This window comes from Vibrio sp. 1F255, from assembly GCF_041439145.1.
GTDB lineage: Bacteria > Pseudomonadota > Gammaproteobacteria > Enterobacterales > Vibrionaceae > Vibrio > Vibrio crassostreae_C.
On sequence record NZ_JBGONQ010000011.1, the window covers coordinates 92,717 to 117,099 of the forward strand.

At 45.5% G+C, this 24,383-nt stretch carries 15 protein-coding genes; 6 read left to right on the forward strand and 9 right to left on the reverse strand.

Translation table 11 applies throughout. From position 1 onward, the window contains the following. Positions 1-2 precede the first annotated feature (2 nt). Positions 3-1,241 carry an OFA family MFS transporter gene (locus tag ACED41_RS08830; protein ID WP_017067032.1) on the reverse strand — a complete coding sequence of 413 codons (1,239 nt, stop codon included), beginning with the start codon at positions 1,239-1,241 and terminating at the stop codon, positions 3-5. Between the two features lie 594 nt (positions 1,242-1,835). On the opposite strand from ACED41_RS08830, the gene ACED41_RS08835 reads away from it, so the two are divergent. Next, positions 1,836-2,216, forward strand: coding sequence for a hypothetical protein (locus tag ACED41_RS08835; RefSeq protein ID WP_017064770.1), 381 nt, complete (start codon positions 1,836-1,838; stop codon positions 2,214-2,216). A gap of 180 nt (positions 2,217-2,396) precedes the next feature. Here ACED41_RS08835 and ACED41_RS08840 read toward each other — a convergent pair whose 3' ends face one another. Beyond that, positions 2,397-2,741 (reverse strand): YajD family HNH nuclease, encoded by a 345-nt coding sequence (locus ACED41_RS08840; RefSeq protein ID WP_017060876.1) that lies wholly within the window; start codon positions 2,739-2,741, stop codon positions 2,397-2,399. Between the two features lie 284 nt (positions 2,742-3,025). Here ACED41_RS08840 and yghU point away from each other — a divergent pair, with 284 nt between their 5' ends. The 3 genes from yghU to ACED41_RS08855 all read left to right on the forward strand — a co-directional run bounded on the left by yghU (position 3,026) and on the right by ACED41_RS08855 (position 9,175). Further along, positions 3,026-3,883, forward strand: a complete 858-nt coding sequence (gene yghU, locus ACED41_RS08845; RefSeq protein ID WP_371724819.1) for a glutathione-dependent disulfide-bond oxidoreductase — start codon at positions 3,026-3,028, stop codon at positions 3,881-3,883. 276 nt (positions 3,884-4,159) lie between these two features. Next, entirely contained in the window at positions 4,160-8,647 is a 4,488-nt protein-coding gene (locus ACED41_RS08850) for an SslE/AcfD family lipoprotein zinc metalloprotease (RefSeq protein WP_371724820.1), read from the forward strand. Positions 8,648-8,851: 204 nt separating this feature from the next. Continuing rightward, positions 8,852-9,175 carry a DOPA 4,5-dioxygenase family protein gene (locus ACED41_RS08855; protein ID WP_371724822.1) on the forward strand — a complete coding sequence of 108 codons (324 nt, stop codon included), beginning with the start codon at positions 8,852-8,854 and terminating at the stop codon, positions 9,173-9,175. A 165-nt stretch (positions 9,176-9,340) separates the two neighbouring features. Here ACED41_RS08855 and fruA read toward each other — a convergent pair whose 3' ends face one another. Genes fruA through fruB form a run of 3 tightly spaced genes read right to left on the reverse strand, consistent with a single transcriptional unit; the run spans position 9,341 to position 13,219 of the window. Further along, on the reverse strand, positions 9,341-11,083 hold the full coding sequence (gene fruA, locus ACED41_RS08860) for a PTS fructose transporter subunit IIBC (RefSeq protein ID WP_371724824.1): 1,743 nt from the start codon (positions 11,081-11,083) through the stop codon (positions 9,341-9,343). 15 nt (positions 11,084-11,098) lie between these two features. Then, positions 11,099-12,076 carry a 1-phosphofructokinase gene (pfkB, locus tag ACED41_RS08865; RefSeq protein WP_371724826.1) on the reverse strand — a complete coding sequence of 326 codons (978 nt, stop codon included), beginning with the start codon at positions 12,074-12,076 and terminating at the stop codon, positions 11,099-11,101. A gap of 9 nt (positions 12,077-12,085) precedes the next feature. Continuing rightward, positions 12,086-13,219, reverse strand: coding sequence for a fused PTS fructose transporter subunit IIA/HPr protein (fruB, locus tag ACED41_RS08870; RefSeq protein WP_371724827.1), 1,134 nt, complete (start codon positions 13,217-13,219; stop codon positions 12,086-12,088). Between the two features lie 373 nt (positions 13,220-13,592). On the opposite strand from fruB, the gene cra reads away from it, so the two are divergent. After that, the gene (gene cra / locus ACED41_RS08875) at positions 13,593-14,597 is read left to right on the forward strand and encodes a catabolite repressor/activator (protein WP_029222703.1); all 1,005 of its coding nucleotides are present in this window, start codon (positions 13,593-13,595) and stop codon (positions 14,595-14,597) included. 33 nt (positions 14,598-14,630) lie between these two features. On the opposite strand, the gene ACED41_RS08880 is transcribed toward cra, so the two are convergent. The 4 genes from ACED41_RS08880 to nirB all read right to left on the reverse strand — a co-directional run bounded on the left by ACED41_RS08880 (position 14,631) and on the right by nirB (position 21,206). Then, positions 14,631-16,421, reverse strand: a complete 1,791-nt coding sequence (locus ACED41_RS08880) for a protein kinase (RefSeq protein ID WP_371724828.1) — start codon at positions 16,419-16,421, stop codon at positions 14,631-14,633. Positions 16,422-16,589: 168 nt separating this feature from the next. Next, on the reverse strand, positions 16,590-18,059 hold the full coding sequence (locus ACED41_RS08885) for a NarK family nitrate/nitrite MFS transporter (RefSeq protein ID WP_371724830.1): 1,470 nt from the start codon (positions 18,057-18,059) through the stop codon (positions 16,590-16,592). A 143-nt stretch (positions 18,060-18,202) separates the two neighbouring features. Further along, positions 18,203-18,547 carry a nitrite reductase small subunit NirD gene (gene nirD, locus ACED41_RS08890; protein WP_012600889.1) on the reverse strand — a complete coding sequence of 115 codons (345 nt, stop codon included), beginning with the start codon at positions 18,545-18,547 and terminating at the stop codon, positions 18,203-18,205. A gap of 76 nt (positions 18,548-18,623) precedes the next feature. After that, on the reverse strand, positions 18,624-21,206 hold the full coding sequence (nirB, locus tag ACED41_RS08895) for a nitrite reductase large subunit NirB (RefSeq protein ID WP_371724832.1): 2,583 nt from the start codon (positions 21,204-21,206) through the stop codon (positions 18,624-18,626). A 472-nt stretch (positions 21,207-21,678) separates the two neighbouring features. Here nirB and ACED41_RS08900 point away from each other — a divergent pair, with 472 nt between their 5' ends. After that, on the forward strand, positions 21,679-24,276 hold the full coding sequence (locus ACED41_RS08900) for a molybdopterin oxidoreductase family protein (RefSeq protein WP_371724833.1): 2,598 nt from the start codon (positions 21,679-21,681) through the stop codon (positions 24,274-24,276). Positions 24,277-24,383: the final 107 nt, after the last annotated feature.

A 24,383-nucleotide genomic window follows, 5' to 3' on the forward strand; every position in this document is an offset into this window, starting at 1 on the left:
GATTAAGCTTGTGATGCTTTTAGTTCTGCAACTTTAGCTTCAGAGATTGGTTTAGTGATGATTGCTAGAACAATACACACTGCCATCATAACTGCAGAGATTGTGTAAGCTAGGCCGTAACCTTCGCCGTTTGACATTGAGAAGCCAACAACTGCTGCACCGATAGCGCCGCCGATACCCCATGCCGTGTAAAGCACGCCGTAGTTAGTACCGTAGTTTTTCAGGCCGTAGAACTCAGCAGTTAGTGTTGGGAATACTGCTAGAAGCGTACCGTAACCAACCGCTGCGATAGCCGTACCAATGATTAGCGTGAATTCAGAGTTGAACGTAGCGAATAGAGCCATGTTCGCGCCTTGAAGGATGAACGCTAGAAGTAGAGTACGTACGCCACCGATTTTATCTGCAAGCATACCCGCAGCAACACGGCCGCCTGAGTTGAATACTGCAAGGATAGACGCTAGGTAAACTGCGTTTGGCAGGTTAGCTTGAACGCTAGCAATTGTAGTGATGTTACCGATGATCATTAGACCAACAGATGCAGCGAATGCGTACATGATCCATAGAGAGTAGAACTGAGGAGTCTTCAGCATTACTTTCCAAGTTAGGTCTTCAGTCTTCTTAACCGCTTTAGGAGCTTGGCCTGCTTTTACTTTAGGCTCAGCTGGCGTGTAATCCGCTGGTGGGTTGTTGATTGTTGCTGCTAGAGGTACTGCGATTGCAAGTACACCAACACCAAGAATCATAAAGCTAGTTTGGATACCCATGCTGTCGATTAGCGCAGAAGTTACTGGTGCTAGGTAAATAGCCGCAAGACCGAAGCCTGCTGCGATAAGACCGTTAACCATACCTTTCTTAGAAGAGTGGAACCACTTCATTGCTGATGGAGACAGACATGCGTAACCGAAGCCGATACCTGCACCTGTTATAATACCGAACGTGATGTTCAGCATCATAGGCGTTGTAGCGAAACCAGAAGCAATCATACCTAGGCCTGTAAGCGCTGTACCTAGGATAAGGATCTTACGTGGACCCATACGGTCTTGTAGGATGCCCGCAACAAGAAGACAAACAGAGAATGTGATAGTTGCAATAGCGTAAGGTGAAGATGCTTCAGCAGCACTCCAACCAGCTTCAGTTACTAGCGCTTTGTTAAATACACTCCAAGCATACAGGATGCCAAGACAAAGGTTGATACAGAAGCCTGCTAGCAGGATACGTGTTGCTTTATCAATCTTGCTCATTTTTATTCTCAGTTTTGTCATCGGTTAGTGGAGAGCCACTTAACTAAAGACGGGTTATTGTGATTGTTTCTTCAAAATTAGTTTGCGTTTATCAACAGATAGCGCAAAAGAGCGCGGATTATAACCAATTAAAATGTGATTGGAATCTCTTTTTCCATTTTTGGTAAATTAAATTCAATTTGTTAATAAGTTGTTTTTCATTGGTTTTTGAAATGTTTTTAACACCTCTCTATTTTGTTCTTTTTCGCTCTGTCTTCTTATTATTTCAGGGATTTTGAGGTGATGGTTTTTGAATAGACGCGTATTGCGTGCGGATATCACAGAGTTACAAATAATTTTAATTAATTTCCAAGGTTAAATTTGTGTAACAAAATAAATCGTAACAGCGCTTTGTTCATATGAGACAAGGAGTAACGGAGTTTTATTAAAAACAGAATGTTAAGCAATTGTTAAGGGTGATTTTTGTTAGTACTTTTGCTTACATTTTGTTCGATTGGAGGGGTTGTGTTGTCCGTAAAAAGTGGGAAAATAGTATGCAAACTGAGATTCCAAATTTGAAAGGATGCGTTTCCAACTTATGGTGAGGCGAGTATTATGAAACTGTTTTTAATTTTATTGATGTCAATTTCTGGTGGTGTAGCGGCAGCTGACCATATTCACTCTTTCCTATTCGGCTTCTATGTTGCGGCTCTAGCAGTTGGTAGTTGCTACTGGCTTGCATTCCGCAGTACGCGTTTCCCACAGTTGGCATTAGTGCTATTGATGTGTGGCTTTTTTGCGAAAATTGCAGTGACTGTTATCGGTGTTTCTTGGGGTATCTCGAACGATATCATTCAATCGCCGTTCATTTTCTCATTGTCATACCTGTTCTTCTTAGTGGTTGTGTCTTACGTTTGGTTTGCATACCGCGATAAATTGACGCTAAAACAGCGCGCTAAGAAGGTAGAAGAGTCTCGCAAGCAAGCGGCAGCATAATTCGATTTGATTCTTAAAAAGCCTTCTTCGGAAGGCTTTTTTGATCCTGCCTACCTGAACTCTATTATTTGGTTATGACGGCAGATAAAAGAAACCCCAGTATGGTGACATACTGGGGTTACTTGTTATGTATCTATTATCTAGCAGTTACCATCTACCAAAGACTACTCTGAAGGTGTGTTATTTCTTCATCATCTTAGCGAGATCGGCGAACGGGTTGTGTGTCGCTGACTGATGATCATCTAAACTCGCTTTTGCATCCACACCATAACGCTCATGGTCAGTGTATTTTGAATGCTCATGATCGTGACAGTACAGGCACAGTAGCTCCCAGTTGCTGCCATCTTCAGGGTTGTTTGTATGGTCGTGATCCACGTGGTGAACGGTAAGCTCTCGGAGGTTTGAGTAAACAAATTCGCGCGCACATTTACCACAAACCCAAGGGTACAGTTTTAGTGCTTTTTCGCGGTAGCCTTTCTCTTGGCGAGCATACGCTGCACTCGAACCTGTGAAATCAGAAGACATTGCCAAATCCTTATCAATTGTAATATCCCGATTTTATCACAGCTTTCTTGAAGCTGTCGGTATGTCGTTCGTAAAATCATTGCTAAATGATGCAGTGGACTTATCGATATTAGATTGAAGTTTGAATACAGACTTACCTTCTACACACTAACGCTTAAGCGGGTTATGTCTTTCTGGAATAAGCCATGCTTAACAGTTTGAAAATAAATCGTATTCAGGGGTTTTAACCGCAGGCATGTGACCTAATATCAGTTTGTGAGACCCTATATTAATAAGGAAATATCATGTCAGAACAATACACTCCGCCAAAAGTTTGGGTTAACGATACTGCTGGTGGTAACAAGTGGGCAAACATCAATAGTCCTGAATCTGGAGCTCGCTTTGATAAAGAGCTTCCTGTTGGTGACCATGCTTTTCAATTGTATTCTCTTGGCACACCTAACGGTCAAAAAGTCACTATCTTGCTGGAAGAGTTGTTAGCGGCGGGTGTTAAAGAAGCTGAATATGATGCGTACTTGATCAACATTGGTGAGGCTGATCAGTTCTCTTCTGGCTTTGTTAGCGTGAATCCAAACTCCAAAATACCAGCACTTGTCGACAAGTCTGGTGACGAAGACGTGAATGTATTCGAATCGGCATCTATCTTGATGCATCTAGCAGAAAAATTTGGTCACTTCTTACCAAAAAAAGGGGCAGCAAGAACACAAACCATTAACTGGTTGTTCTGGGCACAAGGCTCGGCACCATTCCTAGGCGGTGGTTTCGGCCACTTCTACGCTTACGCGGATGAAAAGCAAGAGTACCCAATTAACCGCTTCGCAATGGAAGCTAAGCGTCAACTAGATGTGTTAGACAAACAGCTCGCAAATAACACATTTGTGGCGGGTGACGAGTTAAGCATCGCTGATATCGCGATTTGGCCTTGGTATGGCAACCTTGTGCTAGGCAAAATTTACGATGCGGCCGAGTTTCTACAAGTTGAGTCATACACCAACGTTGTGCGCTGGGCGAAGCAACTAGAAGCGCGCGAAGGCTTCCAACGCGGCCGAGTGGTTAACCGTTCATTTGGCGAAGAGTGGGAGCAAGTACCAGAGCGCCACTCTGCGGAAGACATTGACCGAGTTTTAAAGCTTAAGCCTTAGTTCTTTTTTGAACGTGTTTTTGGCAGATATACCCTATCGGTCTTAATGTTAATGGCTAATTGAAACGCCATATCTCAATCGAGATATGGCGTTTTTCCGTTTTAAGGTAGGGAGAGGTTTTGTAATTGGAATGAGAGTCTCAATTATCATTTTGTTTTTCTTATTCAATCGCTTATGAGTAATGGTCTTTGTGGTTAAGACAAAAAACAATAGTCATCGAGGTGGAGTAAATCTATAAGATAACGGTCCACTTTAAATTACGACTAACTTCGCTCAATGAAAAAAAACTTAATTGCGTTGGCTATCATATCCACGGCTCTTTTAGGGTGTAATCACGACTCACTAAGCTATAGTGGTGGCCCTGATACGGCTCCTCCAACAGATATTGTACCACCAACGGACATTCTTCCTCCGACAGATATTGTTCCACCAACGGATATTCTTCCGCCGACTGACATTATTCCACCAACAGATATTATTCCCCCAACAACTTACATCGGTTCACTGTTGTCGAGCGGGGCGTTTGTTTCTGGAGATGTGTACTGTGACGGCATTCATCTTGAAAACGGAACGTTCAGTGTAAAACAAGGCGTGAGTTTTAGTTGTACCTTGGGTCACCTTACTTTAGGTGATTTCACGGCTCCTTTCCCCGAAGTCACAGAAAGCACGATTTCAAATGATGCGCTTCATGCGGCATTTGAGTTGACAGAATTACATGGAGACAACGTTACCAAGGTACTCGAATCAATTGATGTTTGTGAGACTGAAAGTGCTATCTGTTTAAAAGAACTGGATGCTTTTGATATTGAAGGTGTGTTCTCGCAACTTGATGATCAAGATGCTGTCGATGCGTACTTTTCATCGAAAGAAGAAGAGTCTACAGATGAAGTAGGTAAGGCTCCTAGTTCACACGTAGACACAACAGTTGTTCCTGCGGTTGACCCTAATGCGGACAATAACCTTAACGCTGGTTTTGTTTCTGCGGACGCAGAGTCTACCTATGCTTATAAGCCAAGTGTTGAAGGTAAGGTGTTAACTCGCAGTAAGCTTACAGACGCTAATGGTACGCCGATTTCTGGGATCAGTTTCTTTTCGGCTAACGCGACGGGCGTGACGGATGAAGAGGGAGTCTTTGAGTACCTGTGGGGCGACAGAATCGTTTTTGGTATTGATACGTTTGAGTTTGGCTCCATTACGGGTAATCAGGTTGCTTATAAATTGTCTGATGTGACCAATAATGTGGTTGAGAAAGCGAATATCCAGTCATTACTAGAGCGCTATGCGGTTGATCATGTAAGTTATTATGAGATATCTGAAGAAGTCCAAGATACCTTTTCAAATTACCCTAACGTTATAAATGAGTTGATCAACCTAACTCTGCCAAATGGGGGGCTGATAGAGGGTACAGACTTCGAACTTCCTAATGAGTTTGTTGGTCAGTTTAGCCAAGGGTTAACGGCAGTCATTGATGAGCAGCTGCGCCAAACGCCTCAGTTTATGGATTATGTTCGTCAACCTGCCGTTTTATCTATGAATTCTGGTCAGTATGTAACAGAGTCTCTGCAGCAAATCTTCCACAACGTCACCAAATTCCATGTCTTCAATGACAATGGTAGCTTTTACGGTGCGACGGGGTATACCCGTGGTATGCGAGCTCTGAACATATCGAACAGAGCATTCCCTGTGGTGATGCCAAGAACTGATAAAAACCGTGAGCTTTACTTTGGTGAGCAACAGGCTTGGACTCGTGAAGGTAAGCCTTACATCGCACAACACCCAAGCATCTCGATGCCTCCGATTCCTTTAGTCTCTGAAGACAACGCGACTTATGGTTTCCCATTCGTTACTGCAGGCGAGATAGGCAAAGGTAAGGTCGTGTTCATGGGCAATGGCTTATATCCAAGTATTCTGTCATGCCCAGAGAATTATTGGGCTAATCGCACATTACATATCGACAGCAACAAACAACAGTGCACTGTTTCGACGTTTGAAAACCTACTACATGATGACCAAGGCAGCATGAGGTTGTTTTTCTCGAACTTGTTTGAGTGGTTCAATAATGGTTTGCCTATTGCTGGGATGAATGCAGTGACCAATATTGACCAAGCCTATTCGGCTTATCACCACTCCACAATGGGTAAGCAGTACACGTTTTTTGTTAGTCCTCAGTATGGTTTTGCGTCAGTAGAAAAGCGTGGTTCAGGTGACTTTGATGATTTGGATGCGAGTAATACGCCGATTTTGATCCTTCAGGCATACCCACCTAAGTTGGTTCAAGATGGCATGACTAACCAGTTTGTTGATGACTTGGATAACCCGAACTTAAACCAAGACGATATTACGGCTCTTATTAACTATGTTAATGACGGTGGCAATATCTTGTTTATGGATGCGATTCAAACGACTAATCCTGAACCTGTTGGACGCTTGGCAGATGCCGTAGGTGTATCTCTTGGTGGTGAAAACGTTACCCCGACAAACCAAGCTTTCTGCGGTAGCTCTTATTACTGCCAAGCACCTTATCCTAATCTTCACGTGAAGAGTCAAAAGGAAATGGTGGTTCTTGAGCGTTTTCAAGATAACCAAGGAGAGCCTCCATTCACGGTAAATCAAGATGGTACGGTTGAGTGGATCAAAGATGAGTCCAAGATTAAGTTTGAGATCCCGACTTATGAGGTTACTAAGTTAGACGCTGAAGGGAAGCCAGTGCTTGATGCGTCTGGTGTAACAGTAATGGAGAAAAAATCCGCACGTATCTTTGTTGAATCGGCAGAAGAGCGTGAAGCGGCGATCAAAGAACTGCAATCTGCATTTGTTGGAACTGATCTTTGTACAAACGATTATGAATATGAATTTAACTGTATTGAGACTCGTTCTGGAGACGGTGTTACTGTTCGTGGTGCTTATCATCGCGCAGACTTTGATCGCTATGAAGTAAGTGAAGCTGTTGTTGGTAGCATGGTTAAAGCGGCGAACTTGGGCACTAACTTTACGGCGCTTTATGAGCATGAAATTTACTATAGAACAAAAGGTACTCAAGGTAAGCGTCTGTCTAACAGCGAATTGAATCAAGCGTTTGATAACCTGTCTGTTTGGATGTGGAATGACAACGCATACCATTTTGAAACAGAAATACAAGATGAGTTGGGGTTCAAGCAGGCTGTTCAGTTCCTTAACTGTTATACCGAAGACTTACATCAAACAGACACAATGGATGCACAGTGTCCTGTTGACCTAAAAGCGTCGTTAGTCGCTAATGGAATGATTCATGGCGAAGGTGAGTTATCTGGGCAGTTGAATCCTAGCTATCCATTAAATTACATGGAGAAACCTCTGACTCGTATTATGTTGGGGCGCTCATTCTGGGATCATGAAATCGTTGTTGATACCACAATGTATCCGGGTCGAACTTCGGGGGCATCTTCGTCAAGTACGGTAATGGTTCAGACCAACGGTAAAGCGGTGACGTATTCGGCAGGAAACAATCAATCGACAGGTCTGTGGGCACCTCAATTACAAGAAGTAACCATTCAAGATGGCGTGGCAGCTACGATTACTGTGATGATCGCGGATGATCTTACAGGTAAGCCGAATCACGAAACGAGTTTGAAACGCCCTCCACGTATGCAAACCAGCTTTGACTACAATGGTTCGAGCTTAACTTTCAAGGTTCCGTATGGTGGCCTTATTTACATTCAACCGAAAGTAAAAGAGCTTGGTGAAGTCTCGTTTAGCATTGATGGCGCGTTAAAAGCGGCTTGGTGGAAAGAGGGACAGTGGATTAACACTATTCAATCGGCAGACGCACCAATTGCAGAAATCGATACGGGTTCATTTATTTACACTACACCAATCAGGAATCTAGAATCCGCTGATTTGAACCAATTCGCAACAGATATGAATCGATTCGCTGAAGCGGCAAGTGACTTCTACGGGCGTGATGAGAAACAAAGCACTGGTTTACACCGTAGGTTCACTTATCCAGAACTGAATGCGTTCCGCCATCGTTTTGTGAATGACGTGCAGATTTCGATTGGCGCTGCTCACTCTGGCTACCCAGTGATGAATTCAAGCTTTAACGCAAATCGGACATACATTCCAACCAACCCTGTGAACGATTGGTTGTTGTGGCATGAAGTTGGTCACAACTTAGCATCAGCTCCTTTCCTTGCGGCTGGTAGTACAGAAGTAACCAATAACCTTCTTGCGTTGTATATGCAGGAATTAGAGGGGCGCAATGCAAACCCTGAAATGGATCGTATTAAATCGGATATTAAGAAAGCACCTAAATGGCTAGAGCTTAATAATGAACATGCGTGGTCACATGGTGATGCAGGTTTACGATTAGTTATGTTTGGTCAGCTAAAAATCTGGGCAAAATCGAACTTTGCAATTGATGATTGGTATACACGCGGCGCAAGCCAATCTGATGTGTATGGTGAAGATGAAGGCTGGAACATGTTCAAACTTATGCACCGTAAAGCTCGAGGTGATAGAGAAGGCGACTCGAATACGAACTATTGTAGTGCTAGCGAGACTGGGCTTTCTGGTGGAGACCTAATGATGGTGTGCGCTTCTTATGTTTCAAACTATGACTTAAGTGACTTCTTTGAAGTTTGGAACGTGGGCGAAACGTCCATGACTAATGCTGATGGCACGAAGTCTTATAGTGGCGGAATTAGCTCTAAAGGTCTTAGTGCGGTTGAACAATTAAAACTAGAGAAACCAAACAACAGTCCTTTGAATGTTGATTCAATTTACTAACGCTAATTATTGCTAAAGCATTTTATAGCTTAAAAACAAACGCCACACTGAAACTACGTGTGGCGTTTTTGTTGGAATGCTCTAGAAATTTCAGCTAGATCAGTCTTCTACATGATGTTTAATACTTCGGCTGCCATTGGTTGACTGTCCTTGCTAGAGAAAGCAGGTTAAACTGTTCGCATCATAATTCTAAAGGATGGTGCCATGTACCACGGTCATATCTATTTCCCTCTGCGATTTGCAGAGCAAGCAGAAACACTGCGTCAGAAAATTTTAGCGGAACGTAAAGATGTATTAGAGGTTTTCCCATTAATACAGCGTTTGGTTGGTCCACATAAGATGCCAATGTTTGAGATTCACTTTGCGAACAAAGAGTCGGGCATTGTTGAATGGCTTGAGCAAGAACGCGGTGATATGTCGGTGCTTATTCACCCTGTAACTGGCGGTGAAGAAACTGTGGATCACACAGTACGAGCGATCTGGCTTGGTCGTGAATTGGGTGTCTTTGAAGAAACGCTTACTAGCTAATCAAATATACCAATATTGCACTTAACTCATTCCGACCGGAAAATACATGAACAATAAAAAGGCTCCTCAAATGAGGAGCCTTTGTTTTAAGGAGCCGTTTTACCAAGAAACCGGTTATCAAGAGCCTCTGGTTATCGGGCTGAACCGTTAACCAGAGTAGGGGGATTAAGCCTCTGCCGTTACTTTAGAGCCGCTCATCTTTTTAAGTGCTGCGTAGCCAAAGCCTGTTACTAGCGTACCTGCTGCAATCGCTACTAGGTACATAAGTACTGGAGAGATAGCGCCAGGAATCAGTAGTACGAATAGACCGCCGTGTGGAGCCATTAGCTGTGCACCAAACATCATTGATAGAGCACCTGTTAGTGCACCACCTGCCATACAAGCTGGGATAACACGCATTGGATCTTTCGCTGCGAATGGGATTGCACCTTCAGAGATGAAACATAGGCCAAGAACGAATGATGCTTTACCTGCTTCACGCTCGCCTGCTTCAAACTTGTCTTTCACTAAGAAAGTCGCAAGGCCCATACCTAGAGCTGGAACCATACCTGCTGCCATGATAGCCGCCATTGGTGCGTAAGTTTGCGAAGCCAGTAGACCAACACCGAATGTGTAAGCGGCTTTGTTTACCGGACCACCAAGGTCGAAACACATCATTGCGCCTAGAATCACACCTAGAAGAATCGCATTAGACGTACCCATGTTGTTTAGGAAAGTTGTCATTGCGCTCATCACGCCAGAAACAGGGCCACCCACGATGTAAACCATCACAAGACCAGTGAACAAACTCGCGATAAACGGAATGATCAGGATTGGCTTGAGGGCTTCCATGGATTGTGGAAGTTGAACCTTGTCGGCAATGAATTTCGCTGCGTAACCTGCAATGAAACCTGCTGCGATACCACCTAGGAAACCTGCGCCCGTTGAGCTAGCCAGCATACCGCCGATTAGACCTGGAGCCAGACCCGGACGGTCAGCAATTGAGAATGCAATGAAACCAGCAAGAACAGGAATCATCAGAGCGAATGCAGAGCCACCACCGATAGTCATCAGTGCAGCGGCCAGCGTGCCTTCTTCTTTAAACGCTTCGATACCGAATACGAAAGAAAGAGCAATGATCAAACCACCTGCAACTACCACTGGAAGCATGTGAGAAACACCCGTCATTAGGTGCTTGTACACGCCTTTCTTCTCGTCAGCAGGTGCTGAATTTGAAGAAGCAGTGTGTTGGTATGGTTTAGCTTCTGCGAATGCTTTTTCCATCTCTTGCTTTGTTTTCTTCAAAGCAGGGCTTGTTGTGGTTTTGTATAGCGCTTTGCCGTTAAAACGATCCAGAGGAACATCGATATCTGCTGCGATGATAACTAGATCAGCGTCTGCGATTTCTTGGTCTGTCAGTTGGTTTTTTGCACCTACAGAGCCGCGAGTTTCTACTTTGATTTGGTGACCTAGGCGTTTGCCTTCAGCTTCAAGCGCTTCAGCGGCCATAAAGGTGTGTGCAACACCCGTTGGGCAAGCCGTAATCGCTACGATCTTTTTGCTACCTGTAGCAGGTGACGTACCAGTCACTTCAACAGCGCTTTCAACTTGTGAAGCGTCTAATACTGTTGCTTCTGCTACCGCTTTCTCTAGGAATGCTTTTGCATCAGCAGTGCATTCAGAGATAGCCGCTTGGTATACTTTCTTGTCGACAAAGCGCGCTTTATCAACGTTGGTGTTGGCTGCGATAACCACAACGTCGCTGCTGTCGATAGCGTCTTGCGATACGGTTGAGTCAGGTAACACGCTTGATTGACATTCAATAGCGGCGTTCCAACCCAGTGCTTTTGTCGCTTGCTCTAACAAGCCTGCTGCGATGATGCTGTTTGCTACGCCACTAGGGCAAGCTGTGATAATGGTAATATTCATAATAAACCTTTTGTCCTATTTGCTTGTGTCTAACTGGCTAGTTGGAGCACTAAGCGACTGTAATTGGATATTTTGTAGTACTGAATCCAGCTCTTGTTGGCTGGTGATGCCCACGCCTACCTGTGAAACTGCTAGAGCAGATAGGGCGGTTGCGAATTTAATAAGTTCTGGTTTTGGCATCTGTTGCATGTGACCCCAACATAGGCCTGCAACTAAGGTGTCACCTGCGCCTACCGTGCTAACTACTTGCATGCGCGGTGGTTGAGCATGTAACCATTCACCTTGGTTTAGCCACATCACACCTTCTGCGCCAAGTGACACCACGATGTTCTCAATACCTTTTTCACTTAGGGCTTGGCCTGCGTGTTGGCATTGGTCACGTGTTGTCAGTTCTGCGTTGAACAGCTGAGACAGCTCTTCGTCGTTTGGCTTAATCAGCCAAGGTTGCGCATTGATACCGGCTTTAAGTGCGTCACGGCTGCTATCAAATAGCACCTTCTTACCTAAATCGTGTAAGCGTTGAACCCAAGAAGCGCAAAGCTCAGGAGAGATGCCCTGTGGCAGGCTGCCTGCAATCACGAAGTAATCGTGTGTTTCAGCAAGCTCTAACAAGGTTTCTTCAAACGCTTTAATCGCGTCAGCATCAACAGGAACACCTGGGAAGTTGATATCGCTTACTTGGCCTGAATTTTCTACCAATTTCACGTTGATACGAGTCGCGCCGTCGACACGGATGAAGCGGTCAGTTGCGCCCATCAGCTCAAACAGTTGGCAGAACGCTTCTTCGTTATTGCGACCAAGGAAACCTGTTACGGTCACTTTCGCGCCAAGCTCTGAAAGTATTTTCGCTACGTTTACGCCTTTGCCCGCTGCATGCAGAGAGCCTTTGTTTACTAGGCTCACTGAACCTACATTTAGTGCGTCGATAGCGCCTGTCAGGTCTAGAGCAGGGTTAAGCGTTACGGTAACGGCTTTGATTTGTTTATCAGACATATCGACTCCTTAACCTTCGCCAAGGCCTGAAGCGATAGCTTTACCAATCGATTCAAGTGCTTGTGCTGCATCGTCACCTTCAGCAACAAACTGAAGCTGGTGGCCGTGTTTAACGCCAAGTGCGATGACTTTCATCAAGCTCTTCGCGTTCACTTCTTTTCCGTCGCCATCTAGGTTTGAAACGCGGATTGTTGATTCGAATTTCTTCGCTTCAGCAACCAACATTGCACCTGGACGAGCGTGTAGGCCGTGTGCGTTTTTGATTTTGAAGACTGCGCAGTTGTCGTCGTCTTGAGACGCTGTAGAAACCGCTTCACCTTTTAGAAGGCCAATCACTTGCGCTGCGTCAGCGGCTAACAGTTGTTGCTGTTTACCTTCAAAAACCATCTTGCTTAGGTTTGCCAGAATAGATTGGTGCGCGCTGTTACAAGCGGCGAATGCTACCAATGCTTTAACTGGTGTGCCTTCGTATTCACAATGGTTCGCTGTTGAAACGAAAGATACGCCAGTGCGAGTTACACCTTTGTCGCTGCCCAACAACCACAGGCCTTGGCCTAGGTGAGTTGGTGTTTTCGTTACTAGGTCAGCAACGAATGCGTTGTCTGTGCAACCTGTGTTCTTAAGTAGACCGCCCGCAACTGCAGACATTTGAATCATGTCGCTTGCAGGGAACAGTAGCTGAACTAAAGAAGCGTCTAGGTCGGCTTCAAGCTGAACTTCGCCGTTAAGTAGAGCGATGATTTCGTCTTCTGATTTCGCTTGCTTTAATTTCTCTTCAACACCGTCAGCTGCCAGAACTTTGGTCAGTTGCTTAAGGATGCCTAAGTGCTCGTCAGATTTCGCTGCAATACCAATTGCTACGTAAACACGGTTGCCGTCAGCCCAATCAATACCTTCAGGGAAGTGGTGTACCGCAACGCCTGTCTCTTTCACTAGGCCACGAGTATCCGTCGTTCCGTGAGGAATCGCGATGCCGTTACCTAGGAACGTAGAGTTCTGGTTTTCACGGTTCAGCATTCCGTCAACGTAACCAGAGTCAACTAAACCTTTAGCTGTCAGGTCGCCAGCAATGTTTTGGATTGCTTTGAATTTGTCTTCGGCAGTTTGGCCTAGAGTGATGTCAGATTTTGATAATTTAAGCATGGTGCCTCTTTAGCGTATCGCTTGAGAATTTGTGTATCGCTACGATTCAGTCTAGAGCAAGATTTATGGAGCTTAAATCTTTGTCTTATGTTTGCTGAATCGGTTCAGCATTCAGTGTAAAAAAATTCAGCAAAGCCGATTTTGGTTTTCAAAATAGTTTTGCTGCGTGTCGTAATTTCAGTTTCGTTAATAACGAGAAGTTGAATCACAACAAATGACGCTCAATCCATACAAAAGGATGATTGAAGTCACTTTTCAGATTTTGCTGAATCCTTTCAGCTTTTATACTGAATCGATTCAGCATATAATTCAACTAATCCGAGGATCAGATCATTGGTTATATGATCCTACGCACAAAATACAGGTCACCCATATGACACTTGATGAAATTGCTAAATTGGCTGGAGTATCGAAAACCACGGCCAGTTATGTCATCAACGGCAAGGCGCAGAAATACAGAATCAGTGAAAAGACTCAGCAGAAAGTCATGGCGGTTGTGGAAGAGTATAACTACCGACCAGACCATGCTGCTTCGTCGCTGCGTGCTGGTAATAGCCGTTCATTTGGTTTGATTATTCCTGATCTGGAAAACAGCAGTTATGCGCGTTTAGCAAAACTGATAGAGCAGAACTCACGTAAAGTGGGCTATCAGATTTTGATTGGCTGTTCAGATGATGACGCTGAAACCGAGCGAAAGGTCGCTGAAGCTTTGGTCAGTCGTCGTATTGATGCTTTGCTGGTGGCGAGCTCAATGCCAGACGCCAACGAGTTCTACTTGAAACTGCAAAACTCAGGTACCCCAGTAATTGCGATTGACCGTCCGTTAGACGATGAGCACTTTGCTTGCGTGATCAGTGAAGATTTCGAGGCTGCATTTGAACTGACCCACTCGATTCTCGATGACAGCATTCATAGTGTTGGCTTGATCGGTGCGTTACCTGACCTGAACATTTCACGTGAACGTCAGCTGGGTTTTGAAGCGGCGAATAAAGCACATACTCAACAAACAAGGCTAGCAGAAAACAAGCCGATGGTAGTGGGTTATGGAGAACACTTTGATAGAGAATCAGGGCGCGAGATTTTTGAGGGTTGGATTGCCAAAGGCACGGTGCCTGATGCGATTGTGACTATGTCTTACACTTTGTTAGAGGGTGTGTTGGATGTGATGGTTGAAAAGCCAGAGCTGATTAATCAAGTAAAACTGGCAACCTTTGGTGATAACCGACTGCTCGACTTCTTGCCTTTTAAAGTCCATTCACTGCCTCAGCAGTTTGAAGTAATTGCCGACAGCGCTTTTGCTTTGGCGCTGAATGCATCGGCTAAGCGTTACCAAGCTGGCATTGAACTCGTGCCAAGAAGCTTAGTGAAACGAGGCTAAACGCGGTTATATTAGGCTAATTCGTAAACGTATCTAGCTTGGGTTTAACAATAACCCCAGTTCTACGACCGCAACAATGCCGAGCAACAAAGCCAACACTTTCCAAAACTGGATCGGGTTTCGGTTTATCAAAGGTTGCTTGGCTTTGCTTTTCACCAAGCTTTGGTTTGGTGTGTAAAGGTCAGCGACAAAATCCCCCAACACTTGATGACGTTCGCTTGGTGATTCCGCGCAGGCTTTTTGTAATACCAAATCCACCCAGCTTGGTAAGTCAGCTCGTTTCTGTGTGATGGGTTGGTATTCCCATTGATGGTGACGAGATTGCTTAAGCGATTGTGCGGTCATTTCAGAGTAGGGCAATGCACCGGTTAGCATCTCATAGCCGATCACGGCGATAGAGAACAGATCTGAGCTTGTGGTGGCCGTGTTATGCTTGATGGTCTCTGGCGCTATGTAATTGACCGCGCCTATTGGAGTGTCGTCTTTGTCGGTGAGCTCTCCCTCTTCAAGGCCTCTCACTAACACCGCACCAAGGTCGATGATTTTTACCTCACCATCACGTTGAATCATGATGTTTTCCGGTTTTAAGTCTCGGTGCACCATGTCTGCACGTTGTAATACTCGAATGCCTTGTGTGATTTTTTCTAGTATGTCGCGCACTTCATTGAGTGACGGCTTTGGATTGTCGTACATCCATTGTCTTAGGGTGATGCCTTCTACCCATTCGCAGATTTGATATAAGAATTGCGAGTTCTCTGGCGTCGGGTAAACCTTCATTACTCTCTTATTTTTCAGCAAGATCCCCGCCCATTGTTCATTAAAGAAAGCTCGAAGTTGCGAAGGGCTATCGTGATATTGAACGGAAGGGACTTTCAGCACGAACTCGGTTTGTGTCTCTTTCTGCATCACACGATACACATGGCTTCTTGACCCTGCATACAACACCTCAAGTACCATGAAGTTGTCGATACTTTGCCCGAGCTTTAAAGCGGGTGGGATTGCCCGTTTAGCCAGCTTCTCATGGAATTCAATCAGCGAAGGTTTAGGCAGATGGCTGACTTGCACAATCAAGCAGCTCACGTTGTCTGAGCTATTGTGGCTTAAAGCGGTGTTACAGATGGTTTGCGCTGCGTATTCGAAATCCGCTCCGGGTTTATCGATGTGTTCTTTGAAGGTGTTGGGAGATACAAACTCGTGCACGCCATCAGATGTCAGGATAAAGCAGTCGTTTTTCTTGATAGGCAGGGTTTGATAGTCAACGTTGAGTTGGTTGTCCATGCCTAAGGCGCGTGTAAGATAATGCTTCTGTCCCATATTTTTACGGGTGTGGTCGCGGGTCAGTTGGCGTAATTCTCTATCTCTGAGTAAGTAAATGCGGCTGTCGCCAACGTGGAATATATGTGCGGTGTTTGATTTTAATATCACGCTGCTGAACGTCGAAACGAGGGCATTGTGGTTCACTTGTTGTGCGGGATGAATATTAGAAACAGACGTGTTGAAGAGCCAAGAATTGAGGGACGTTAAGACCTTTTGCGCCGAACGTTGAATGCTCCAGCTTTGGGGGGTTGCGTAATAGTCGTCGATAAACTGCATCACGCTGGTGTGACTGGCTTTCTGGCCGTGTTCACTACAACTTGCTCCGTCTGCAATGCAGGCAACACTGCCTTTCAACTCTTGCTCTGCGCGAGTTTTAGGGTGTTTTACAATGATGGCATCTTGGTTTTCATCACGTACGCCTTGATTCGAATAACCACCAAACTTAAGCGTTAACTGGTTGTTGGATTCTGGCGTGATGACTTGCCCTTGGCTGAATGAAATTGTCATAACTTGTCTTCTTCTTAACTGCTCTTCTTCCCGCTTCCTTGACAGAACATCCTAGGAAGAACAAAAGCCCTAGTGAACTTAGAGCCTTTGAACGAAGCACCTAGCATTGATGTATCCGCTAAGGTGCCTCTCCCGATTCAATAATATCAATGCTTCTTAGTACAGACCCTAGCTTGAAACATTAATCAGCGTGACACTGCCGTCGTCGTTTACTTCGGCGATTTGACCGTTAGGCTCTTCCATGAACAGCAGAGTCACAAAGCCAAGTACCGCTGTTGCAGCAATCACTAAGAAGAATGTTTGGTAGCTCACGAATGACAACACAGTTAGGTAAACTACCGCACCCACGTTGCCGTAAGCACCCGTCATACCAGCAATTTGACCTGTCATACGACGCTTGATTAGAGGAACCGTTGCGAATACCGCACCTTCACCCGCTTGCACGAAGAAAGAACACGCCATCGCCGCGACAACTGCTAGCCATACAGGCCATGTGCTGTCGACTTGACCCATTGCGAAGTAACCCACCGCAAGGCCAATCGTTAGAATAAGCAGTGTTGGTTTACGACCGAATTTATCTGAAATCCAACCACCACCTGGGCGAGACATTAGGTTCATAAAGGCATAAGCCGATGCAACCATACCTGCAAGAACCGGTGTTAATTCAAAGGTTTCAGAGAAGAACAGTGGCAGCATAGAAACCACAGCCAGTTCAGAACCAAATGTCGCGAAGTACAATACGTTAAGTACCGCAACTTGCTTGAATTTGTACTGGTGAATCTCTGGTACTTCTTCTTTAAATACGTTCTTGTTTACTTTCCAAACTTGCGACACTTCGTACACGTAAAGCGCAGCTAAACCGGCATACACTGAGTAAACCGCCATGTCTGACAACATGTTGATGTTGGTTGGTGATAGCTTCCAAGTCAGTAGCGCTAAAGCGGCATACATAGGGATCTTCATAATAAGTAGGAAGAAAAAGTCACCCTTTGATGTCACTTCCATCGCTGTTACTTGAGCAGGCTTGAAGTAAGTTGAACCTTTTGGTGTATCTGACACGTTTTTGTAGAAGATAAACGAGAACGCTAAGCTCATTACGCCAGTAATACCAACCGCATAACGCCAGCCGTCTTCACCACCAAACGCTAGAGCGAGAGTTGGAAGTGTGAACGCTGCTGCTGCTGAACCGAAGTTACCCCAGCCGCCGTAAATACCTTCTGCAGTACCCAGTTCATTGTGTGGGAACCACTCAGACACTAGACGAATACCGACAACGAAGCCTGCACCGATGAAGCCTAATAGGAAACGAGCAATCGCCGCTTGAATAAAAGAGTCTGCCATAGCAAACATAAAACAAGGGATAGAACAGACCGCGAGTAGCGAAGAGTAGACCAATCTTGGGCCGTATCGGTCGGTTAACATACCAATGGCGACACGTGCCGGAATGGTCAATGCAACGTTGAGAATAAGCAGTGTTTTGATCTCTTCAGTAGAAAGACCAAGTGAGGTTTTCACCATTTGCAGTAGTGGGGCAAAGTTGAACCACACAACAAAGGTGATAAAAAAGGCCATCCAACTTAGGTGTAAGGTTTTCATCTTACCCGTAAATGAAAGCAGCGAAAATTTAGTGTTATCCATGGTTTAAATCCTTTAAATCTGGAAAATTACCCGGTTTGTGCACCTGCGTTACTTCCGAACTTAGAACGCTTTTAATGTGCATAAACCCTGTGCCGAAATTGCGCACGCTAATAAGCGTTTGCATGATGGTGTCGGCGGTTTAGTTAACTGGCGATAGCAAGTGGTGCGAGAACTTGAACTTGTTCTCCTTGTTTGCGAACTTCAAATTTCACGAGCTTGAGCTCAGGCTGTTCAAGACATTCGCCAGTTTCTAAGTGGTAATGCTGCTTGTATAAGGGTGAGGCCACGTAAGGTTCTCCGCTTAATGAACCAATTATACCACGTGACATCACATTCGCCTTGCCGATAGGGTCGTAATTAGAGAGCCCATAAAGCGTGTCGCTGCGCTTGCAGTAAAAAATAGCCACTTGGTTATCGTCTACTTTGGCGCAAATTCCCCCGTTTGGGGTTAGATCGCTGGTGCTGCATACGGTTGTCCAATTTTCCATGACTTTCTCCTAGTCTAAAATTGAGTTTTTATTTTTTTATTGATGAACCTGATGAACCTGATGAACCTGATGAAATTTATGAAACCTCAGTCACTTCGATTTGGTCTGCTTTAGCGAGCTTTTCATCGCGTTTTGAATCGGAAGAAGAGCTCAAGCTCGGCTTAGGAAAACGCTGCTCTCGTTCTTTGATGAATGACAGGCTAGTGTCCATTTCTTCGCTGTTGATGTAGTGCTGGAAGCGTTTCATCTTTTCAGGGTTTTCGATGGTGGTTTTCCACTCACACTGGTATTTTTCGATGTTGAGGGCGATATCGGCCTCAAGTTCTTCAGCAACGTTGAGCTTGTCTTCAATCACGACTTGCTTGAGGTATTCGATGCCGCCTTCAAGGTTCTCCATCCATACCGATGTACGCTGTAAGCGGTCTGCGGTACGTGTGTAGAACATCAAAACGCGGTCGATGTATTTAAGGAGTGTGGTTTCATCAAGGTCGGTAGCGAAAAGGTCACCATGGCGAGGGCGCATACCGCCGTTACCACAGATGTAGAGGTTCCAACCTTTGTCGGTGGCGATAATGCCAAAATCTTTTGATTGGGCTTCTGCACATTCACGAGTACAGCCAGAAACCGCAAACTTGATCTTGTGTGGTGAACGCAGGCCTTTGTAGCGGTTCTCAAGTCGAATCGCTAAGCCAACACTGTCGTCGACACCGTATCGACACCAAGTGCTACCGACACAAGATTTCACGGTACGAACCGATTTACCGTAGGCGTGGCCCGTTTCAAAACCTGCATCAATCAGCTTTTTCCAGATGATAGGCAGTTCGTTAAGCTGTGCGCCAAACAAGTCGACACGCTGACCGCCCGTGATTTTGGTGTACAGGTCGAACTCTTTAGCGACTTCGCCTAAAACAATCAATTTATCGGGAGTGATTTCACCGCCAGCAATACGCGGAACTACCGAGTAAGTGCCGTCTTTTTGCATGTTGCCAAGGTAGATGTCATTGGTGTCTTGCAGCTCGATATGTTGATCTTCAAGGATGTAATCGTTCCAGTAGGAAGCCAGAATCGAACCGACAGCCGGTTTACACACGGTACAGCCCAATCCGTTGCCGTGAGAATCTAACAGCTCATCGAAGGTCTTGATTTTGTTGACGCGAATGATGTCGGTAAGCTCTTGGCGAGAATAAGCAAAGTGCTCACAGATATCGTTAGAGACTTCTACACCCAAGTTAATCAGCTCACTATCCAGAACTTGTTTCGCAAGGGCAGAACAACCGCCACAACCTGTTGAAGCATTCGTGGTTTCTTTCAATGCAGCCATCGTGGTGCAGCCTGCTGAAACGGCCTCTTTAATATCGCCTTTGGTCACATCAAAACATGAACAGATCACAGCGCTATCAGGCAGAGCTTCAACACCCATTGCCGAACCTGAATCATCGGCCACGTTAGGTAAAATTAGCACTGATGGGTTTTCAGGAAGGGGCATATCATTTTGCTTGATTTGCAGTAGCGAACCGTAGGCTTCTGCATCACCGACCAATACTGCGCCGACAATCTTTGTGCCGTCAGCCGAGATGATCAAGCGTTTATAAACTTGTTCAATTTCATCGTTATAAGTATACGATTGAGCGCCTTCCGTCTTGCCGTGTACCTCACCAATACTGGCAACATCGACGCCAAGCAGTTTGAGCTTGGTGCTCATGTCTGCGCCAGTGAATGCAGCGTCGTCAGTACCGTCAGAGACAATATGCGAAGCCGCGATTTTTGCCATCGAATAACCGGGAGCGACTAAGCCGAAGATCTTGTTATCCCAAAGGGCACATTCTCCAATGGCGTAAACGTTGTCGATATTGGTTTGACAGTGATTGTTGATCACAATACCGCCACGCTCGCCAATCTCGACATCAGAGCTTCTTGCTAGCTCATCTTGAGGGCGAATACCGGCAGAGAATACGATCATATCGGTTTCTAAGTGGGTGCCGTCTGCGAAGTTCATGCGGTAGCGAGCGTTTTCTCCGTCGACTATTTCAGAGGTCGCTTTCTCGGTATGAACTTGCACACCAAGGTCTTCAATTTTTCTGCGCAGTAGGGCACCGCCACCATCATCTAATTGAACCGCCATCAGGCGAGGCGCAAATTCAACCACATGGGTTTCTAAGCCAAGGTTTTTGACTGCGTTTGCGGCTTCTAAACCCAGCAGTCCACCACCAATCACCACGCCCGATTTGCTGTCTTTACTTGAGAGCTCAATGGCGTCTAAATCTTCGATGGTGCGATAAACGTGGCAGTGTTCTTGGTCGTTACCGGGAATAGGGGGAACAAAAGGGAATGAGCCGGTCGCCAAGATTAGCTTGTCGTAACTTTCAACGTGACCACTTTCAGTGATGACTTGTTGATTGGCGGTGTCTAGCTTGGCAACCTTCTGATTCAACAAGTAGTTCACGCCGTTGCTTTGGTAATATTCTTCACTGGTCAATGACAGGTCATCAGCGCTTTTACCATTAAAGTAAGCCGTCAGCTGAACACGGTCGTAGGCCAGCCTTGGTTCTTCACTAAAAGTAATCACATCAAACTCATCACTGTCTGATTGCAGGATGTTGTCGATAAATTTGTGTCCAACCATACCGTTACCAACAACGACGATTTTCTTCTTGCTCATAATCCATTCCTTATTCTCGGCGTCACCATCACTAGCGTCTAATTTCTAATCGTTAGCAGATGAATACCGGGTTGAGATTCCACTCAATTCATAATCATCAAGAAAAACAAAAATGTTTTTTCTAAGTCTTGGTTTCTAGTGGAGCAAGGAGGGTGCCAGATTGCGATTTGTTCATTTAAATAAAATTTAATATATATATTTCAGTGATTTAAAAATTTCAGGTGGCACGTAATTACCCCTAAAGTGGTATGTAAAATTTTTGTTATATTTATATAAATGAGCGTTTGTGGTGCAACTTTCTGCAAAATGGTGCAAAAATTAAGTTTTTATCTTGGCTAAGTTCTGTTTGGTTCGTTGTTGATATTTGTGTTTTTATTAAGTTATTGTTTTTAGATGAAATTATTTGCTATTCATCAGCTGCTATTAAGTGGCGTGTTATTTGCTTATTTTTAGTTATTACAATTATGGATAATTGAGTGAGAAACGGATGACCGATTCAAACAGCGGCTGGATAAAATCGACCTGTGCTTATTGTGGTGTAGGGTGTGGAATAGAAGCGAGACCGACATCGTTAGGAAAACTAGAAGTGCGTGGTGATAAAGATCATCCATCAAACTATGGAAAGCTATGCACTAAAGGGATTGCGCTCGGCGACACCGTCACGCCTTTAGGTCGTCTTACACAGCCTGCTCATATTCAGAATGAGCAAAAACAAGAGCTAGATTGGAACAGTGCCACTCAGTTGGTCGCAGACAAATTCAATCAAACCATCGAAGAATATGGGGCCGATTCGGTTGCGTTCTATGTATCTGGTCAGCTGCTTACCGAAGACTACTATGTTGCCAATAAACTGATGAAAGGCTTCATTGGTAGTGGCAACATCGACAGTAACTCTAGGTTGTGTATGGCTTCAACCGTGGTCGGGCATAAGCGAGCATTTGGCGCAGACACAGTACCGGTGTGCTACGAAGATCTCGAGCAAGCCGAACTCGTCGTGATTACAGGCTCCAACCTAGCATGGTGTCACCCGGTACTTTTCCAAAGATTAAGAGCCGCGAAACAAGCCAACCCTGCATTGAAAGTTATCGTCATCGACCCGCGTTATACCGATACCTGTGAAATCGCAGACATTCACTTGGCATTGGAATCAGGCTCAGACGTCGCATTGTTCAATGGTTTATTGGGTTACCTCGATGATAACGACAAGCTAGATGCAGACTACATAGAAAACCACACCCAAGGCTTTACTGAATCGATTCGATCTGCGACTCACTACCGTTATACAGAGTCAGGTTATACCGAATCAGGCTGGGGCGACAAAAGTGTTCCTGAACTTACAGGGTTAACAGAGCAGCAGCTAAAACAGTTCTACAGTTTGTTTGCATCGAACGAGAAGGTGCTAACCATTTACTCCCAAGGCGTGAACCAATCGACACAAGGGTGTGACAAGGTGAATGCGATTATTAACTGCCATTTAGCCACCGGGAAAATTGGCAAGCCGGGCATGGGGCCATTCTCTGTAACGGGCCAGCCGAACGCGATGGGCGGACGTGAGGTGGGCGGTTTAGCCAATACCTTAGCGGCGCACTTTGAATTTGGTGACCCGCAATCACACCAAACCGTGAGTGAATTTTGGCAGACCGACAACCTAGCAACACATGCGGGTTTAAAAGCGATTGACCTGTTTGATGCCATGAATGAAGGCAAAATCAAAGCCGTGTGGATCATGGCAACCAACCCTGTTGTGAGCCTGCCTGATAGCGAAAAGATCAAAGCGGCATTAGAGAAGTGCCCGTTTGTGGTGGTGTCGGACTGCATTGCTGATACAGAAACCACACGCTTGGCCGATGTAGTGCTGCCCGCACAAGGGTGGAGTGAAAAGTCGGGCACTGTGACCAACTCTGAACGCCGAATCTCACGTCAACGCCGCGTGTTACCAAGCCCAGGGGAAGCCAAACCCGATTGGTGGATATTAAAAGAAGTCGCACAAAAAATGGGATTCAACGAGCAATTCGAGTTCCGCCACGAAGGTGAGATCTTTAAAGAGTATTGCGAGATGACAGCGCTCGGCAATGAAACAGGTAAAGCGCGTGACTTGTGCTTAATTGGACTCACGCAACTGGATGAAAAAGGCTATGGCGAACTCACTCCACAGCAATGGCCAGTACTTGAGTATCAACCAGAGATCATCGAACAGCGCATGTTCACCAATGGTGAGTTCTTTACCGAATCAGGCAAAGCGCAGTTTATTGCAGTTGAGCACGACAAACCGATTGCCGATACCAGTCTTGAATTCCCGCTTATCATGAACACAGGTCGAATCCGAGACCAATGGCACACCATGAGCCGCACAGGCTTGGCTGCGGGTTTAGGTGAACACACCCCAGAGCCGTTTGTTGCCATGCACCCAGATACGGTTGCAGAGCTTGGTTTAGATGAATTTGGGCTAGATGCCTTCAACCACGCGACTATAAACCCAGTGGTGAAAGTGCGCAGCGCACAAGGCGAGTGCCAAGCGCGCTTAGTGGTAACCAAAGAGATGCGCCGTGAACAAGTTTTCATGCCTATCCACTGGAACGCACCGACCGCCAAAGACAGCAAACCGTGTGACTTGATCTTGCCTCATACCGATGCTGCTTCAGGCCAACCAGAGTTTAAACACACACCTGTTGTCGTAGAGCCGTGTGGTTATCGCAGCGAAGCGGCACTGGTCAGTGATAAGGTGATGGATTGCAGCGGCTTTGATTATTGGGTTCGCCAAAGAGTGGAGGGCGGTTTTCTGTATCGCATCTCATCATCTAAGAACCCTATGGAGCTGGTTATTCAGCTTGCTAATACCCTCGATGCCTTGCCAGAACCTGACGCAGAAGCGATTAAATCACTCCATTACCACGGCAATAAATCATTCAAGAACTACGGCTCTGCCAAGCTGGGTCAATCTGGTGTAAAGCAAGCCTTCGTGGTGAACAGTAAGCTAGACCATCAAAGCATCGACTGGCTGGTGGAATGCCTAACCCGAGAAGCCGATGAAGAGTTCGAAGCCGAGTTTTTGAGCACTATGGCGAAGTAGTTACTACCTCCCGCTCATCATACCTATAGCAAAAACGCCGACAATCATGTCGTAATGCCGATCAGTTAAAGCCAAAGCGATCGGTTGAAGGATCCTTCAGAGCTGTC

What these genes read in the sequence shown, in the direction of transcription:
- pfkB (WP_371724826.1), bottom strand. Translation starts at nt 12,076, where the DNA reads ATGTCTGATAAACAAATCAAAGCCGTTACCGTAACGCTTAACCCTGCT.
- nirB (WP_371724832.1), bottom strand. Translation starts at nt 21,206, where the DNA reads ATGAGCAAGAAGAAAATCGTCGTTGTTGGTAACGGTATGGTTGGACAC.
- ACED41_RS08840 (WP_017060876.1), bottom strand. Translation starts at nt 2,741, where the DNA reads ATGTCTTCTGATTTCACAGGTTCGAGTGCAGCGTATGCTCGCCAAGAG.
- fruB (WP_371724827.1), bottom strand. Translation starts at nt 13,219, where the DNA reads ATGCTTAAATTATCAAAATCTGACATCACTCTAGGCCAAACTGCCGAA.
- fruA (WP_371724824.1), bottom strand. Translation starts at nt 11,083, where the DNA reads ATGAATATTACCATTATCACAGCTTGCCCTAGTGGCGTAGCAAACAGC.
- yghU (WP_371724819.1), top strand. Translation starts at nt 3,026, where the DNA reads ATGTCAGAACAATACACTCCGCCAAAAGTTTGGGTTAACGATACTGCT.
- ACED41_RS08835 (WP_017064770.1), top strand. Translation starts at nt 1,836, where the DNA reads ATGAAACTGTTTTTAATTTTATTGATGTCAATTTCTGGTGGTGTAGCG.
- nirD (WP_012600889.1), bottom strand. Translation starts at nt 18,547, where the DNA reads ATGGAAAATTGGACAACCGTATGCAGCACCAGCGATCTAACCCCAAAC.
- ACED41_RS08885 (WP_371724830.1), bottom strand. Translation starts at nt 18,059, where the DNA reads ATGGATAACACTAAATTTTCGCTGCTTTCATTTACGGGTAAGATGAAA.
- ACED41_RS08830 (WP_017067032.1), bottom strand. Translation starts at nt 1,241, where the DNA reads ATGAGCAAGATTGATAAAGCAACACGTATCCTGCTAGCAGGCTTCTGT.
- ACED41_RS08880 (WP_371724828.1), bottom strand. Translation starts at nt 16,421, where the DNA reads ATGACAATTTCATTCAGCCAAGGGCAAGTCATCACGCCAGAATCCAAC.
- cra (WP_029222703.1), top strand. Translation starts at nt 13,593, where the DNA reads ATGACACTTGATGAAATTGCTAAATTGGCTGGAGTATCGAAAACCACG.
- ACED41_RS08855 (WP_371724822.1), top strand. Translation starts at nt 8,852, where the DNA reads ATGTACCACGGTCATATCTATTTCCCTCTGCGATTTGCAGAGCAAGCA.
- ACED41_RS08850 (WP_371724820.1), top strand. Translation starts at nt 4,160, where the DNA reads ATGAAAAAAAACTTAATTGCGTTGGCTATCATATCCACGGCTCTTTTA.